At 69.9% G+C, this 15,749-nt stretch carries 13 protein-coding genes; 6 read left to right on the top strand and 7 right to left on the bottom strand.

Annotated features, from left to right (window positions below):
* Positions 1-72 precede the first annotated feature (72 nt).
* On the top strand, positions 73-891 hold the full coding sequence (locus ABZX22_RS32015) for a GDSL-type esterase/lipase family protein (protein WP_354916202.1): 819 nt from the start codon (positions 73-75) through the stop codon (positions 889-891).
* Here the strand turns inward: ABZX22_RS32015 and ABZX22_RS32010 are convergent.
* A complete protein-coding gene (locus ABZX22_RS32010; protein WP_354916200.1) occupies positions 875-1,591 on the bottom strand; it encodes an HNH endonuclease family protein in 717 nt (238 codons plus the stop codon). The genes ABZX22_RS32015 and ABZX22_RS32010 overlap by 17 nt on opposite strands.
* A 184-nt stretch (positions 1,592-1,775) precedes the next feature.
* Between ABZX22_RS32010 and ABZX22_RS32005 the strand changes: the two genes are divergently transcribed.
* Positions 1,776-2,678, top strand: coding sequence for a trypsin-like peptidase domain-containing protein (locus tag ABZX22_RS32005; RefSeq protein WP_354916197.1), 903 nt, complete (start codon positions 1,776-1,778; stop codon positions 2,676-2,678).
* On the opposite strand, the gene ABZX22_RS32000 is transcribed toward ABZX22_RS32005, so the two are convergent.
* The 3 genes from ABZX22_RS32000 to ABZX22_RS31990 form a co-directional block, all read right to left on the bottom strand.
* A complete protein-coding gene (locus tag ABZX22_RS32000; protein WP_354916194.1) occupies positions 2,644-3,978 on the bottom strand; it encodes a glycosyltransferase family 4 protein in 1,335 nt (444 codons plus the stop codon). The two genes, ABZX22_RS32005 and ABZX22_RS32000, sit on opposite strands and share 35 nt — an antisense overlap.
* Before the next feature lie 120 nt (positions 3,979-4,098).
* Positions 4,099-7,221, bottom strand: a complete 3,123-nt coding sequence (locus tag ABZX22_RS31995) for a PDZ domain-containing protein (protein WP_354916191.1) — start codon at positions 7,219-7,221, stop codon at positions 4,099-4,101.
* 269 nt (positions 7,222-7,490) lie between these two features.
* Complete coding sequence (locus tag ABZX22_RS31990) at positions 7,491-8,504, bottom strand: Rv2578c family radical SAM protein (RefSeq protein WP_354916188.1); 1,014 nt, start codon at positions 8,502-8,504, stop codon at positions 7,491-7,493.
* A 132-nt stretch (positions 8,505-8,636) separates the two neighbouring features.
* On the opposite strand from ABZX22_RS31990, the gene ABZX22_RS31985 reads away from it, so the two are divergent.
* Complete coding sequence (locus ABZX22_RS31985) at positions 8,637-8,924, top strand: DUF3040 domain-containing protein (protein WP_354916185.1); 288 nt, start codon at positions 8,637-8,639, stop codon at positions 8,922-8,924.
* On the opposite strand, the gene ABZX22_RS31980 is transcribed toward ABZX22_RS31985, so the two are convergent.
* Entirely contained in the window at positions 8,921-9,049 is a 129-nt protein-coding gene (locus tag ABZX22_RS31980; protein ID WP_354916182.1) for a hypothetical protein, read from the bottom strand. The genes ABZX22_RS31985 and ABZX22_RS31980 overlap by 4 nt on opposite strands.
* An 80-nt stretch (positions 9,050-9,129) precedes the next feature.
* The gene (locus tag ABZX22_RS31975) at positions 9,130-9,774 is read right to left on the bottom strand and encodes a hypothetical protein (protein ID WP_354916179.1); all 645 of its coding nucleotides are present in this window, start codon (positions 9,772-9,774) and stop codon (positions 9,130-9,132) included.
* A 501-nt stretch (positions 9,775-10,275) separates the two neighbouring features.
* Here ABZX22_RS31975 and bla point away from each other — a divergent pair.
* From bla to ABZX22_RS31960, 3 genes are all read left to right on the top strand, one after another.
* Positions 10,276-11,214, top strand: a complete 939-nt coding sequence (bla, locus tag ABZX22_RS31970) for a class A beta-lactamase (RefSeq protein WP_354916176.1) — start codon at positions 10,276-10,278, stop codon at positions 11,212-11,214.
* On the top strand, positions 11,214-13,454 hold the full coding sequence (locus ABZX22_RS31965; RefSeq protein ID WP_354916173.1) for a transglycosylase domain-containing protein: 2,241 nt from the start codon (positions 11,214-11,216) through the stop codon (positions 13,452-13,454). The genes bla and ABZX22_RS31965 overlap by 1 nt, the downstream gene beginning before the upstream one ends.
* A 758-nt stretch (positions 13,455-14,212) precedes the next feature.
* Positions 14,213-14,986, top strand: a complete 774-nt coding sequence (locus tag ABZX22_RS31960) for a TNT domain-containing protein (protein WP_354916171.1) — start codon at positions 14,213-14,215, stop codon at positions 14,984-14,986.
* A 178-nt stretch (positions 14,987-15,164) separates the two neighbouring features.
* On the opposite strand, the gene ABZX22_RS31955 is transcribed toward ABZX22_RS31960, so the two are convergent.
* A complete protein-coding gene (locus ABZX22_RS31955; protein ID WP_354916168.1) occupies positions 15,165-15,674 on the bottom strand; it encodes a hypothetical protein in 510 nt (169 codons plus the stop codon).
* Positions 15,675-15,749: the final 75 nt, after the last annotated feature.

Genomic DNA, 15,749 nt, shown 5'->3' with positions numbered 1-15,749 from the left:
TTGTGTCAAGCGTCGATAGGAAGTGGGTCCTTGTCGTGGCCTGCCCTCGCGGCCGTCTCTACCTTGGGGGCCATGATCCTTCGCGTGCTCACCGCTGTGATTCTGGTCTCCGGGTCGGGCGCCGTCGAGACCGAACCGGTGCCCGGGGTGATGGCGGCGCTGGGCGATTCGGTGAGCGCGGGGTTCAACGCCTGCGGCTGGTACGTCTCGTGCACGTCGCGCTCCTGGTCGGCGGGCGACAACGCGCACGTGCGCAGCCACTATCTCAGACTGGCCGAGCGGGAGCCCGAGCTGCGGGGCAACAACCGCAACTTCGCCGTGCCGGGGGCGACCAGCGCCGACCTGATGGGCCAGGTGGACAAGGCGGTCGCGGTCAAGGCGGAGTACGTGACGATCATGCTGGGCGCGCAGGACGCGTGCGTGCGCACCGAGGCGGCGATGACGCCCGTCGAGGTGTTCGGGCAGCGGGTGCGGGAGGCGATGGACCGGCTGCGCGCCGATCTGCCGCAGGCGCGGGTGTTCGTGGCCAGCATCCCCGACCTGCGCAGGTTGTGGAAGGTCGGCAAGGACGACGTGATCGCGCGGACGTTCTGGGGGCTGGGCAGGATCTGCCAGACGATGCTGGCCAACCCCACCTCGACGAAGCGGGCCGACGTGCGGCGGCGGGCCAGGGTGCGGGCCAGGGTGATGGCCTTCAACAGGGAGTGGGAACGGGCGTGCGCTGCCTACGGGCCGCGGTGCCGTACCGACGGAGGCGCGGTGTTCTCCTATCCGTTCTCGCTGGACCTGGTGAGCAAGTGGGACTACTTCCATCCGAACGCCGACGGCCAGCGGGCGCTGGCCGGCATCACGTTCGAGAAGGGGTTCGACTGGCCTACCGACACACTCTGAGCATGGTGGCCTTGTCGGCCCTGGTGACGGCCATGCCGTACTTCAGCGCGACCTGGGCGAAACGGACGGCGTAGGCGCAGCGGACGCGGCGCTGGGGCGGCAGCCACGCGGCCGGGCCGGAGCCGCCCTTGGCCTCGTTGGTGTCGCCGTCGACGGGCAGCAGGTTGAGCGGGTCGTTGGCGAAGCGCAGTCGCTTGGCGGCGGGCCAGCGGGTGGCGCCCATGCGCCAGCTGTAGGACAGCGGGACGACGTGGTCGACCTGGATGTCGTCGGCGCGTCTCTTGCGCCAGGCGATGGTGCGCCCGGTGTAGGGGTCGTCGAGGCTGAGCGCGACGACGTCGCAGGAGGAGCCCCTGCGGTAGGACAGGTCGTGGCCGTCGCGGGCCAGCAGGTCGTCGCGGGTGCGGCAGCCGTTGCCCGCGTACGGCAGGTCGGTGGCGGTGTCGGCCCAGTTCTCGCCGTAGCGGGCGCGGCTGTAGCCGGTCTTGGGCCCCATGCCCCGCACGCGTAACCCGCCGATGAGGTCGCGCGCGGCGGACCTGTCGTCCGCGCTGGTGATGGGGGCCAGCCCGGGGCGGGTGCCGTGGGGGTTGTCGAGCGGGGTGGCCGCGGCGGTGGCCGGCTGGCCGGGGTGCCGTCCGAGGAGGCCGGCGAGGAGTACGGCGGCGGCCAGCACGGCGACCGCGTCCCGAGTGCTCAAGTGGCGCCTCCCGGCCATTCATGGGCACAGGCCGAGTAGATTCCCGCTTCCCCGGGGTTCGACACGGCATGCTCGGCTCAGGTGAGGAAGGTGTGACGGAGGAGGTGGTCCGGCGCGCTGACGATCGCCATCACGTGCTGGGCGAGTTACCGTGTAATCGTGTAATCGACACGGGAGGTCTCGCATGTCCGATCCCCTCGACGCCTACTCCAGCACCGTGTCCTCGGTCGCCGCCGAGCTGATGCCGAAGGTGGCCAGCGTGCGCGCGGACAGGGGCAGCGGTTCGGCCGTGGTGTTCACCACCGACGGCTTCCTGCTGACGAACGCGCACGTGGTCGGCTCGTCCCGGTCGGGGACGGTGGCCTTCGCCGACGGGTCGGCGAGCGACTTCGTGCTGGTGGGCCGGGATCCGCTGTCGGATCTGGCCGTGATCAGGGCCGAGGGCGCGACGCCCGCTCCGGCGGTGCTGGGCGACAGCGACGGCCTGGTGGTGGGTCAGCTGGTGGTGGCGGTCGGCAACCCGCTGGGCCTGGCCGGTTCGGTGACGGCGGGCGTGGTGTCAGGGCTGGGCCGCTCGCTGCCCGTGGGCGGGCGGCTCATCGAGGACGTCATCCAGACCGACGCGGCGCTCAATCCCGGAAACTCCGGAGGGGCGCTGGCCGACGCGCGCGCCAGGGTGGTGGGCATCAACACCGCCGTGGCGGGGGTCGGGGTGGGCCTGGCGGTGCCCGTGAACTCCACCACGCGCTCCATCATCGCCGCGCTGATCAGGGACGGCAGGGTGCGCCGGGCCTTCCTCGGCCTGGTGACCTCGCCCGCGCCGCTGCCCGAGGCGCTGCGGGCGCGGACCGGGCAGCGGCAGGCGCTGCGGGTGATGGAGGTGGTGCCGGGCTCCCCGGCGGCGCGGGCGGGGCTGCGGGCGGGCGACCTGGTGCTGAGCGCCGGACGCAACCCCGTGGGCGACGCGCAGAGCCTTCAGCGGCTGATGTTCGCCGAGGCGATCGGGCGGCCGTTGCCGATCACGGTGTTCCGCAACGGCGCGCTCGTGGACGTCATCGCTGAGCCGGTGGAGCTGGAGACGGTGTGAGCGCGGGCGGCTCGGGCGCGGCCGGCGCGGCGGCGGGGACGGGCTTGACGTAGGTGCCGTTGCGGCGGGCCAGCAGCTCCTCCAGCAGGGCGTCCCACTTGGCGCCGACGGACTCAACGTCGTAGGTGGCGGCGGTGGCCAGCGCGCCCTCGGCCAGCCGGTGGCGCAGCTCCTCGTCCTCGATGACGCGGATGAGGGCGGCGGCCAGGTTGGCGTTGGTGCGCGGCTTGACCAGCAGGCCGTCGACCTCGTTGGTGATCATCTCCTTGGGGCCGTGCGGGCTGTTGAAGCTCACCACCGCCAGCCCCTTGGCCATCGCCTCCAGGATCGTCATGGGGAAGCCCTCGTGACGCGAGCTGAGCGCGAAGATCGAGGCCTTCTCCAGCTCGGCGCCGACATCGGTGGTGGGCCCCGGCAGCTCGATCCTGTCCTGCAGCCCGGCCTCGGCCACCTGGGCCCGCAGGTTGTCCTCCTGCGGTCCCGCGCCGAAGATGCGCAGGGTCCAGTCGGGGTGAGCGGCCGCCACGGTCTCCCAGGCGGTGATGAGGCGGTGGAAGCCCTTGAGCCTGGTCATGCGGCCGACGGCGACCACGACCTTGTTCTCGAGCTTGGAGACCTCGCCCGTCATGGGCGGCACCGCGTTGGGGATGCGGGCCAGCTTCTTCGGCTTGCGCCGCAGCGTCTCGCGGTAGTCGCGCAGATCGGCCTTGGTGAGGGTGACCAGCGCGTCGAAGCTGCGGTAGCGGCGCTTGATGAGCTCCTGCACCTCCTGCGGCTGTCCCTGCAGGGCCACGTGCTCCTGGCCGATGGTGATGACGCTCGGCAGCGCCAGCTGGGCCAGGGCCAGGTTGAGGCCGGGCCTGGTGGCCATGATGACCCCGGTGTCGATCGAGCGGATCCACCTGGCCAGCTGCAGGTCGGTCCACAGGTTGAAGCGGTGGTAGGCCGCCTCCTGCGGGGGGATGAGCCTGCTCGGCATCTTCGACAGCCGGCCGCGCAGGCCGGTCCTCGGGACGAGCCGGTCGTCGAGGAAGCGGACCTTCACCCGCGGATCGAGGGGGAAGAACGGCTCCTCGGCCTCCTTGAGGATGGAGACGATCTCCACGTCGCGGCCGGTGGCGGCCAGGTATCCGGCCAGGTTGAAGACCGTCCTGATGGTGCCGCCCATGCCGTAGGCATGCAGAAGAAGGATCTTGATCTGGTGCGTGGACGGAGGTGGCGCGGCTCGTCCGCGCCTGCGGTTGTTGGCCTCGAACAGCCGGTAGACGGCCGCCTTGCCCTTGCCTGCCAGTGCACGCACCTGTGGGGGTCCCCTTCTCGGAAGCTTCCGGGTTCACGCGCTTGCCTGTCCCCGTGGCGCGTTCCCCCGCTTTCGCCCTTTAGACGCTCCAATGATGGAGAAGGTTGCAAAGTCTGAGCATTAGCTGTGAAAGATCCGTTCTATCGCGAGATCGATGGCTTTCTCGAGTTGCGTGTCGATCCCTCGGGCGTAGTCCTGAGGTGTGATATCAACCTCAAAGTCCGGGTCTGTCCCATAATTCTCTACTCGCCGGTCACCTTCGACAAAGGTGAAGGAATATTCCGGTTGGGTGGTGAGCGTGCCGTCGGCCAGCCGGTGACGTGGCCAGATGCCGATGACACCGCCCCACGTGCGCTTGCCGACCAGCGGGCCGAGTCCGAGCAGCTTGAAGGTGTGGCTGAAGATGTCGCCGTCGGAGCCCGCCCACTCGTTGGTGACGGCCACCAGCGGGCCGCGCGGCGACTCCGGCGGGTACGGCTCGGCGTCGCCGCGACGCGGATGCTCGTAGCCGACGCGGCGGCGGGCGAGCTTGTCGAGCAGGAGCGCGGAGATGTTGCCTCCGGTGTTGAACCTGACGTCCACGATGAGCGCCTCGCGGTCGTACTCGGACAGGTAGCCGCGGTGGAACTCGCCGAACCCGGCGGTGCCCATGTCGGGGATGTGGACGTAGCCGACGCGGCCGCCGCTGCGCTGGTGGCAGCGGGCGCGGTTGAGGTTGACCCAGTCGCGGTAGCGGGCGGGCTGCTCGTCGGCGATGGCGCGGACGGTCACGGTGAACGTGCGCCCCTGCCTGGACAGGGCCAGCTCGACCTCCTGCCCGGCCTGGTTGACCAGCGCCTGGTTGGGCGTGGTGGTCGCGCCGACGGGGATGCCGTTGACGGCCAGCAGCGCGTCGCCCTGCCGTACGTGGACGCCGAGCCGGTTGAGCGGTGAGGTGGCCTCCGGATCCCACGGGTCGCCCTGGACGACGCGGCCGATCACGTAGGCGCCGTCCCTGTACTCCCAGTCGACGCCGAGCTTGCCCTGGGTGTAGTCGGGGCCGGGCCGGTACTCGCCGCCGATCTCGTAGGCGTGGCTGGTGCCGAGCTCGCCCTGCAGCTCCCACAGTAGGTCGGAGAACTCTCCGCGGGTGGTGACGCGGTCCAGCAACGGCAGGTAGCGCTCGTAGACGGCCTGCCAGTCGAGCCCGGCCATGTCGGCCGACCAGAAGTTCTCCCGCTGCAGCCGCCACGCCTCGCGGAACATCTGCTGCCACTCCGCCTCGGGGCTGAGAGACACCTTGACACGGGACAGGTCGAGCCATCCGCTCTGCCGGCCGGGCGTCTCGTCGTCCACGTCGGGGACCTCGCCGGCCTTGAGCAGCCGCAGGCGATCTCCCGCCCGGTAGAGCAGGCTCCGGTGGTCGGCGGCCAGCACGAAGTCGGTGACGTCGGTGGCGAAGGTCTCGTCCTTCTGCTTGTCGAAGTCGAACAGGTGCAGCGTGCCCTCGTCGGCCTCGATCGGATGGGACAGGATCAGCACCTTGCCCTTGAGCCCCGCCAGCCGCTCGTAGCGTCCCTCGGGCAGCGGGAAGGCGGTGATCCGGTACGGCAGGCGCTCGACGTCGACGGCCGGCTCACCCGGCTCACCCGGCTCGTCGCCCTCGTCCTCCCCTTCCTCCGCCTCGTCCCTGCCGTCGTCCTCGTCGTCGTCCTCGTCGTCGTTCTTGGCGGCGAGCGGCCGCGGCCGGGGTACGAACGGGGAGGGCACGTCCTCGCGCAGGGCGATGGCGTAGGGCCTGGTGCCCAGCGGGAAGCCGAGATCGAACTGCAGGGCGTCGTAGACGGGGTCGAAGACGCGCTGGCCGATGAAGTAGAGGTAGTCGCCCTCAGGATCGAAGGCGGGGCGGTAGTCCTTGAGCACCGGATGGGTGGCGGTCACCGTACGGCCGGAGGGCACGTGGTGCATCTTGATGGCGGTGTGCTGGGCGCTGGTGGGCGAGGCGTAGGCGAGCCAGCGGCCGTCGGGCGACCAGGCGGGGTCCTCGACCGCGGCGTGCGGGTTGGCCTCGACCAGGGTGGCGGTGCGCCTGGCGAGGTCGACGACGTGGAGCTCGTGGCGGTGGTTGGTCACGGCGATCAGGTCACCGGCGGGCGCGGCGACCAGGTCGGTGACCCGTCCGGTGTCGAGGTGGTCGAGGCGTGTCTGGCTCCTGCCGTCGAGCAGCACCAAGACCTCGCGGTCGCCGGCGTCGCTGGCGGCGGCCACCAGACCGCCCCCGCCGGTCCAGGTGAGGAAGCGGTAGCGGACGCCGTCGACCTCCCCGTGCTGGTGGACGGGCCCCTCCCAGCCGGCGAAGGTGTAGGCCCTGCCACGGGTCGTGATCGCCACCGCGCTGCCGTCGGGGCTGGGCGTGGCGTTGTCGAGGTAGTCGGAGGCGTCGACGAAGCGCCGGTTGCGCTGGGTGCGGGAGCTGGCCAGCAGCACCTCCACCCGCCTGGTCTCGCTGTCCGGTTCGAGGACGTAGAGGTCTCCCGCCGCGTGGTAGACGAGCGTGTGGCCGTCGCTGGAGAGGTTGCGGGCGTAGTAGTCGCGGTGATGGGTGTGCTTGCGCAGGTCCGAACCGTCGGGCGCGCACGAGTAGACGTTGCCGGTGCCCTCGTGGTCGGACAGGAAGCAGACCCGGTCACCGCTCCAGCACGGCGAGGCGAGGTTGCCCGGCAGGCTGATCAGCCGCCGCCAGTCGCCCTGACCGGCCGGGTCGATCCACAGATCGCCGGCGGTGCCGCCCCGGTAGCGCTTCCACCGGGCGGGGTCGGCGGTGTTGCGGCCCAGCACGATCATGTCCCGCGGTCCGTGGCTGATGCTCGTGGCCGGCCCGTACGGCAGGCGCTCGGGCACCCCACCGGGCCGCACCCGGTGCAGCCACTTCTGCCCCTCGAACGGCTGCTGCGCGTCGCTGGCGTACAGCACCCTGTCGTGCGGGTCCCAGCCGGTGACGGTGCACCGGGCACCGTGGAAGGTCACGCGCCTGGCCGCCCCGCCCCCCGCGGGCATGACGTAGACCTCCTCGGGACCCTCCTCCCTGCCGACGAAGGCGAGCTGGTCGCCGCGCGGCGAGAACCGCGGGTAGGCGGCCTCGGCCAGCCCCGCGGTCAACCGGAAGGCGCGCCCGCCCTGCGCGGGGACCATCCAGAGATCGTCCTCCGCCGCGAAGACGACGACGTCTTTGAAGATCGCTGGGAAGCGCAGGTATGCCGTCATTGGCCGCTCCGTGATCAGGCAGCCGGACGGGCGCCCGGCTGCCTGATCATGATCGCACCGTCGCGGTGAGGGGAACCTACTCGCCTTCCGGTTTCTTGCCGGCCTCGCGTTTGGCGTTCTTGGAGGCTCTTGTCGCCTTGATGCTCGCCTTCTTGGCCTTACCGGACTTGGCGGGTTTCTTCTGCGGTTCTGGCATTGGTGGTTCCCCCCGATGTGTCGGCCCGCTATTCGGGCATCAACCCCGTTAATACCCAAATGGATACTTCGCCTCACAAAAGGGACAACTGTTCCGGCTTGGCGGCTTGCTCCGGTCTGATGCGCCACGAACGCGAGCGGCCGATCCCGGCATGCTCGGCCAGCCGCCTGACGTGGGCCGTCACCTGATCCTGGTAGGCCTTCGGCGCGTAGGCGCCCCTGCCGTACAGCTCCAGGTAGCGCGGCACCAGCCGCGGATGCTCGCGTGAGAGCCAGCCGAGGAACCATTCGCGCGCCCCGGGCCGCAGGTGGAGCACGATCGGCGTGACGTGCGTGGCGCCGGCCGCCGCGATCTGCCCGACCGTCGCCTCCAGCTGCCGGGGGGAGTCGGACAGGTAGGGCAGGATCGGCGCCATCAGCACGCCGCAGGCGATGCCGCTGTCGTTGAGCCGCCGGCAGACCTCGAGCCGCCGCCGCGGATGGGGGGTGCCCGGCTCCACCGCCCGCCACAGCTCGGCGTCGAGGAAGCCCACCGACACCGCCGTGCTCACCTCCGTCACCCGCGCCGCCGACACCAGCAGCGGCAGGTCGCGCAGGATGAGCGTGCCCTTGGTGAGGATCGAGAAAGGGTTGGCGGCCTCGCCCAGCGCCCGCAGGATGCCGGGCATCAGCCGGTAGCGGCCCTCGGCGCGCTGGTAGCAGTCGACGTTGGTGCCCATCGCGACGTGCTCGCCGCCCCAGCGCGGCGCGGCGAGCTCCTTGCGGGCGAGCTCCGCGGCGTTGACCTTCACCACGATCCTGGAGTCGAAGTCGTGGCCGGCGTCGAGGTCGAGATACTCGTGCGTCTTGCGGGCGAAGCAGTAGACGCACGAGTGGCCGCACCCCCGGTAGGGGTTGATGGTGTAGGAGAACGGCACGCGACTGGCGGCCGGCACCTTGTTGATGATCGATCTAGCGTGGATCTCGTAGAAGGTCATCCCCCGGAACTCGGGGGTGTCGAAGGTGCGGGTCACCGCGCCACGGGCGAACAGCGGCAGCGCCGAATCGTCGCCGCCGGCGTCGGTCAGACGCAGGTTGTCCCAGCGCATGACATGATTAGAACGCAGGTTCGACAATGATCGCAACAGGAAAGACTCTGCAATTCGCTGCCCTAGGAACGGATAATGATCTTCACGGTTGGGCAGGAAACGGTGCACAGAGCTTGCGTTCGGAGGTGCACGATGGCCTGGTCGCAGGACGAGGAGCGGATGCTGGCACAGATCGAGCGCCACCTCGTCGACGATGATCCGCGACTCGTCGCGCGGCTGGAGTCGTTCAACGATCGCGTACGGCGCAGCGAGGAGTCCGAGCGCCGCAGGACGGCCAGAGCCAACGGCGAGCAGCCCGCCAGGCGCCACCTCCGCCGCTCGACGGTCATCATCGTGATCAGCTGGGTGCTGATCGCCACGCTGGTGGCGACGTTGCTGGTGCTGGTCCTCCGCCAGGAGGCCGCCGCGCTGGCCTTCTAGGCCGCCCCGGCGGCCGCATCGTCGCGACGGCCCTCAGGGTGCGCCGCCGCCGGCGGGAGCTCGTGGAGCTCGGCCGCCGGCAGCCGCTCCCGCACGTCCCACGGCATCCCCGACCGTGCGGGCACGGCCCGGATCCCGGGCCGCCGGATACTCGGTCACCGTGGGTGCAGGCGGGCGCCTACGCGATACGGTCACCGTCGATGTGCTACTTGGCCGACAGGACGCGTCCCCTGAAGATGGGGCGCTTGGTCTCCCAGTACCTCCAGCCCTCGACCCTCGACGGGACGTTGGCGAAGCCGCTGGCGACCGGGTGGACGTCGCAGTTCGGGAACTGCCGCCAGGCCGAGAAGCCGATGCGGTAGCCGAAGACGCGGTACCACAGGTTGCCGTACATGTTCTTGCTGATGGTGTGGGTGTACTCGTGGCCCGCCTCGACGACGTTCTCCTCGGCGAGCAGCGGGTTCACGTTGTTGCGCAGCCTGCGGATCAGAGAGTCCTGGTTGAAGGGCATCTGGATCTCGCTGCCCTTCTCGCGCTCGATCTCGACTTCCCAGTACACGCGGTGCTGGCGCCTGACGGTCGCCGTGATCTCGCCGCCGGGGCCGTCGATGAAGCGGCTACGCGGGATGAAGAAGTTCCTCGGCTCGAAGTTGTGGAACCGGAAGAAGCTCCTGGGCCTGCACTTCCTCCTGGCCTCCTCAGCCAGCGTGGGGCGACCGTTGGGACGGGGATCCGAAGCCGCGACCCCTGCGGAGGCCCCGCTCCCCACGGTCGGGGACGCGATGGCCGGTGAGCACAGGCTGGCGCCGAGCGCCATGGAGACGGATCCCGCCAGCGTCAGCGTCGCCACCCTCCTCAGTGGCTTGTGCCGCGCCGGCGGTGTCGGTGTGGTGTCTGTTCGGGGACTCGTGAACATAGAGAAAATCCGTTCCCTCTCGGATCGCGGCGGGGCCGCGACTGACTCGCTGGCCGGATGACGGCCGACGCTCGTCCGTTGAGTGACTCAACGTAACAATGAGGATGCTTACAGTCGTCGCGGGTTGTCTTGTGACGACACGCCACGCCGGAGTCTCCCGAGCGAGGAAAGTGCCGGTCAAAAGCTACGAAAACGCTGAGCGCCGCGCGGCGTCCCCGCTCCGCCGGCGGTGCGACAGGGCTGGTCATGGCACGGAAAGATCACGTTTCCTGATGCGGCGGGCCCGCCCCTCCGTCTGGCACCGGCCTGCGACACGCGACATCACCAGTTCTCATATCGAAACTGATATTGGTTGATCGCCCATATCGCTATTGGACTGCACCGGGCCGGGCCTGCTTTGCTCCTTGCTTCTGACAGCCGACGCAAGGATGTGACATGCGAAACCCGCGCGCCCGCCGGCTCTCGGCCGCGCTGCCCGCGACCGCTCTGGCGATCTCCCTCCTGTCCGGGGCCGCCCCCGGCATCGCCACGGCCTCGGCCGCCACCGTGACGGCGGCGCGGCCGCTCTCGGCGCAGGCCCAGGTCGGGAAGGAACTGCGCGAGCTCGAGGCGTCCTTCGACGGCCGCATCGGCGCGTACGCTGTGGACACCGCGACCGGCAGGACCGTGACATACCGGGCGGGCGAGCGTTTCCCGTTGCTGTCGACGTTCAAGGCGCCCTTGTGTGCGGCCGCGCTGCACAAGGCCCGCACCTCCGAGCCCGGCCTGATGGAGAAGGTTGTCACGTGGACGGCCGCCGACCTCAAGCCCAACTCGCCGACCACCGAGAAGCACGTCGAGGACGGCCTGACGGTCGCCCAGCTGTGCGAGGCGACCATCACCCTGAGCGACAACACCGCGGGCAACATGGTGCTCAAGCAGATCGGCGGGCCGGCCGGGCTGACGAGGTACTTCCGCTCGCTGAAGGACCCGATCTCCCGCCTGGACCGCTGGGAGACCGAGCTCAACGACTGGACCCCCAAGGACAACCGCGACACCACCACGCCCGCGGCCATCTCCCGCGACCTGCGCCTGATCACGACCGGGAACGCGCTGCACCCCAAGGACCGGGCACGGCTCAACGCCTGGCTCATCGCGAGCGAGACCGGCGACGAGCGCATCCGTGCCGGCCTGCCCAAGACGTGGACCATCGGCGACAAGACCGGCACGAACACCGAGATCGGCGCGGGCAACGACCTCGCCGTCATCTGGCCGGGCAAGGCGGCGGCGCCCATCATCATGGCCGTCTACACCAACCGCGGCACGCCCGCCGTCGACAACACGGTCATCGCCAAGACCGCCGCCATCCTGGCGCGTGGGCTCGGCAAGCTCTGATGGCGCGACGGACAGCGAAGGTCGTCCGGCTGGCCGCCGCGAGCGTGGCGGCCGGCGTGGTCGTGGCGGGGATCGCCTTCCCCGCCACGGGGGGCGCGGGTCTGGGGCTCATGTCGGCGGTGGGACAGGTCGACCTCAGGCCGGTCGCCCTCGCCGAACCGCCGCTGGCCGAGGTCACGACCGTGCAGGACGCCAAGGGCAACGAGATCGCGCGCTTCTACGAGCAGTACCGGGAGGCCGTCGGCTTCGACGAGATCGCCGAGGTCATGAAGAAGGCGATCGTCTCGATCGAGGACTACCGCTTCTACGAGCACGGCGCCATCGACCTCGAGGGCACGGTGCGGGCGCTCGCCACGAACCTGCGGGCGGGCCAGGTCAGCCAGGGCGGGTCGAGCATCACCCAGCAGTACGTCAAGCAGGTGCTGCTCAACTCCGCCGACACGCAGGCCGAGCAGAACGCCGCCCTCGAGGCCAGCTACGCGCGCAAGCTGAAAGAGCTGCGGTACGCCATGGGGGTCGAGAAGGCCTACACCAAGGACCAGATCCTCGAGAAGTACCTGAACATCGCCTACTTCGGCGCCGGCGCCTACGGCGTCGAAGCGGCGGCCAAGCGGTTCTTCGGCGTCCGGGCCGGCAAGCTCACACTCGCGCAGGCGGCGACGCTGGCGGGAGCCGTACAGGATCCGAACGCCACCGACCCGAACCTGGGCGGCAAGTACCGCGAGCGGCTGCGCAAGCGCCGTGACGTGGTGCTCGACCGGATGGCCGAGCTGGGCGCGATCACCCCGGCGGCGGCCGCGGCGGCGAAGGCCACCAAGCTCGGCTACAAAGGCACGAAGCTCCCCGGCGGCTGCGAGTCCACCAAATACACCTACTTCTGTCTGTATGTCCGACACGAGATCCTGAGCAACCCCGACTTCGGCAAGACCGCCGACGAGCGCCTCAAGATGCTCAACCGCGGCGGGCTGACCATCAAGACCACGATCAACCCGGCCATGCAGGCCGCCGCCGACCGGGCCATCAGACGGTACGTGCGCGCCTCCGACGGCCCCCTCGCCGCCGAGGCCCTGGTCCAGCCGGGCACTGGAGCGATCAGGGCCATGGCCGCGAGCCGGCCGTACGGCCCCCGCAAGTCCAGGAACGAGATCTCCTACAACGTCGTCGCGGACGCCGCGCACGGCGGCGGGATCGGGTTCCAAGCGGGCTCCACGTTCAAGACCTTCACCCTGATCAGCGCGCTGCAGCGGGGCATGAAGCTCGACGACGGCCTGAGCGCCGGCGCCGGCTACCGGGCGCCGGACTTCGCCACGTTCAGGACCTGCGCGGGCGGCAAGGTCGGCGACCCCCGGCACACGGTCACCAACGACGAGGGCTCGCCCGGGTGGAAGACGCTGCGAACCGGCACCTGGAGTTCGGTGAACACCTTCTTCATGGAACTCCAGCAGCGGGTAGGGCTCTGCAGCACGGTCACCACGGCCCAGTCGCTGGGCGTCCGGCGTGCCGACGGTCGCAAGCTGCGCGAGGTCGAGACGTTCACGCTCGGCGTCAACGAGATGGATCCGGTGACGGTGGCCAACGCGTACGCGGCCATCGCGGCGCGCGGCCGGTACTGCGCGCCGATGGCGATCACGCAGATCACCGACCGGGACGGCAAGGTCACCCGGTACCGGCCCAAATGCCGCCAGGCACTCGACCCCGAGATCGCCGACGCGACGGCGGAGGTGCTGTCCGGCGTGTTCACCAAGGGCACGATGCGCGGCGTCGGGGGCATCGGGCGCCCCGCGGCGGGCAAGACGGGCACCACCGACGGCTACGCGACCGCCTGGTTCGCCGGATTCACTCCGGATCTGGCGTCGGCGGTCAGCATCGGCGACCCGCGCGGCTCCCAGCGGTACAAGCTGACCGGGGTGACGATCGGCGGGCGCTACTACGGAACGGTGGAGGGGGCCACCCTGCCCGGGCCGATCTGGAAGGACACGATGATCGGCGCACTCACGGGCGTGCCGCCGACGCGGTTCACGCCCCTGAACGCGGAGCGCTTCGAGGGCTGCTCCGGGCACTGCCGTCCCGCGTCGGAGTCCGCACCCGACGACGGCGACAGCGCACGTGAGGCCGACTCCGACGCCGACGCCATCGGGAACGCCGACGAGCCAGGTGCCGACGAGGCCGCCGATCCTGACACCGGGGCCGTGGAGGACACCCGTCCACGTGGCCGCCGCCACGGTCCGCCCAACGGCTGAGGCCGGCCTCCCGCCTGTCCGGGCCGCCGGCCGTTCCGGCGCCAGGCGGCACGCTCGACCGGGTGGGCGAAGCGGGCAGGGCCCGGGCGGGGTTGCGGTGGCGCGGCCCGGGTGGCGCGGCTCCGGTGGCGCGGTCCCCTTCGGGACATGCGGCGGCCGACGAACGTCGAGGGCCCCGGCGACATGCCGGGGCCCTCTTCTCAACGTGTCACATGGAGTCGGCGCGACTCATGCTCCATCATGACCGCTACCTCGCCGCCGACGCACGCACGACACGCCAGGCAACCGCCTCCCGCACACCTCGAGCCGTGTCGCCCATGACCGGCGCCGTCCCTGGAAGGTCCGCCGGACGGCGTGGCCGCGTCGTCGAGCACGGCCGGCGGATTCTCCGGAAAGTGTGCAATCGGCGCATATATCCGACATGGCGATACAAAATTGCATGTGCGGGGAAATTCAGAAAATAGCGCACTGCCGCGTTCATTGCTCTATTCTTTGCTCTTCTCTTGCGGTTGATGTGATCTGGTTCCAGTGGTGCCGGGAATGTAGAGATCGATCACATTATTCATGTGCGTAATGCACTCATGTCCGCATGCACTCAGAGGAGCGCCCTTCTCGAACGAGAAATGCCGAAGCGGCTGATCCGGTAGAAGTCGCGGTGCGATCGGGTGCGTACGTCGCTGAATCGCTTGTGGTCAACCTTCATGTATTTGTCGTCCACAATTGACGGGAAAGTCATGCGATTCTATCGACGAAGCGCCATGCTGGTCGCTGCGATATACGCGATGGCCAGCGCCATGGGCGGGGTGGCCGCGCACGCCGACAGCGTTCTGCAGTCCGAAACCCGGCTCGTTCATACGGCGGATCTCGGTCCGACGCCGCCGCCCGGTAAAGGCGAGAGCGACAGCAGGAGCACGCCAGGCGGCCAACTGGTCTGCGGACCGCCGTACGTGACCGGCGACCCGGACCTCGGACCGGTCTTCCTGCCGCGGACCGGCTATCTCGGTGCGCTCCTGCGCGGCTACGTGCCGCTGGGCACTCTCAGCCCGCAGCATTTCCTGTCGCGCTACTGGGACTACACCACGAACGACTACCGCTACCCGCCCAACGCCGGATTCGCCCAGTCCGGCAATTACCCCAACGGCAGGCTGCTGGTCAAGACGACGATTCTGCAGATCGGCATGAGGCTCGACCGCTTCGGCGGCTACGGGGGCGCATACCTGGCGCCGATGGGCGACCTTTTCATCAGGCGCGGGCTGCCGCCGCGCAACCTCAACACCAACGCGCAGGATCCCGAGCACCCATGTAATTACCACGCCTTCCGGGTGCTCAAGCCCTTCCGTGTCGACGTGGGCCCGGCCGCCCCCGCCTTCCAGCAGCCGGGCGGCGGCACGCAGTACCACGTGCTCAGCAAGTACATTCCCGAGGCTCCGCAGACCAGCCAGGAAGTTCCGGTGAGCTGGCTGCTGGCGAACCAGTACCTGGAGGAGATCGCGCCGATCCCGCCGGCCGATCTCGTGGCCGGCGGCGAGTAGGACACGGGGGCCTGGCAGCGGCGGCGCTCGCCTTCGGCGGGGTGCGAAGATCTCGCCGGCGGCGGGCGCCGAACCTCGCCCGACCCGCTGAGACTACCTCCCGGACGGGGAAGCCCGCCTCGCCGTCGACCAGCTGGATCCTCTCCGCGCCGGCGAGGATCGCGGCCGGCGTGATTCGTCAGGTCCTTGCGGGCTTGATGTCGATCACGATCATCTTGTCGGGACGGAAGCTGTCGAGGTCGGCGGCGTTCCAGGTCTCACCAGGCCTGATCTGGTGGAACCTGAAAGTCGCGTTGGTCTCATTGGCGTTCACGATGCAGCGCACGGAGGTGGGCGGGTCGAGGGCGTAGACCAGCCGGCTGAACTCCAGGGCGAACGCGACGCCGTTCATGAGAAGGATCCGCTGGTCATCGTCGCTGATCATGGGTGCGCCATCGACGCTGACGATGTCGATCGGGACGTGGTCCTCCAGGTGGAAGGAACTGTCGGAGCACTCCCAGCCGGTGAGGTCGTGGAAGGAGGGCAAGCCTTCGGCATGTCCCGTCGAGGACGCCCAGATGAGCACCTCGCCGCGGCGGACGATGCCTTCCGCGACGCGCTCGCGAAGGCTCGCGGCAAGGCCGCCTGGTGGCTCGACGCCCGCCAGCCCGCCCAATACCCGGAGCATGTCGGCTGCGGCGTCATTCATCGACGGGGACAGCATGCGTCCCATGATCGCAGCGCAGCTGTCCGCGGGGCGGTGGTGGGGCCGGCCGCGCTCGTG

The sequence above is a fragment of the Nonomuraea sp. NPDC003804 genome (assembly GCF_040610675.1).
Classification (GTDB): domain Bacteria; phylum Actinomycetota; class Actinomycetes; order Streptosporangiales; family Streptosporangiaceae; genus Nonomuraea.
The sequence above is the reverse complement of the archived record's forward strand: the minus strand, read 5'-3'. Positions and strand labels throughout refer to the sequence as shown.

Excerpts from the sequence above, each read along its gene's own strand:
- ABZX22_RS32015 (WP_354916202.1), top strand. The coding sequence starts at position 73 with ATGATCCTTCGCGTGCTCACCGCTGTGATTCTGGTCTCCGGGTCGGGC.
- ABZX22_RS32005 (WP_354916197.1), top strand. The coding sequence starts at position 1,776 with ATGTCCGATCCCCTCGACGCCTACTCCAGCACCGTGTCCTCGGTCGCC.
- ABZX22_RS31995 (WP_354916191.1), bottom strand. The coding sequence starts at position 7,221 with ATGACGGCATACCTGCGCTTCCCAGCGATCTTCAAAGACGTCGTCGTC.
- ABZX22_RS31990 (WP_354916188.1), bottom strand. The coding sequence starts at position 8,504 with ATGCGCTGGGACAACCTGCGTCTGACCGACGCCGGCGGCGACGATTCG.
- ABZX22_RS31985 (WP_354916185.1), top strand. The coding sequence starts at position 8,637 with ATGGCCTGGTCGCAGGACGAGGAGCGGATGCTGGCACAGATCGAGCGC.
- bla (WP_354916176.1), top strand. The coding sequence starts at position 10,276 with ATGCGAAACCCGCGCGCCCGCCGGCTCTCGGCCGCGCTGCCCGCGACC.
- ABZX22_RS31965 (WP_354916173.1), top strand. The coding sequence starts at position 11,214 with ATGGCGCGACGGACAGCGAAGGTCGTCCGGCTGGCCGCCGCGAGCGTG.
- ABZX22_RS31960 (WP_354916171.1), top strand. The coding sequence starts at position 14,213 with ATGCTGGTCGCTGCGATATACGCGATGGCCAGCGCCATGGGCGGGGTG.
- ABZX22_RS31955 (WP_354916168.1), bottom strand. The coding sequence starts at position 15,674 with ATGAATGACGCCGCAGCCGACATGCTCCGGGTATTGGGCGGGCTGGCG.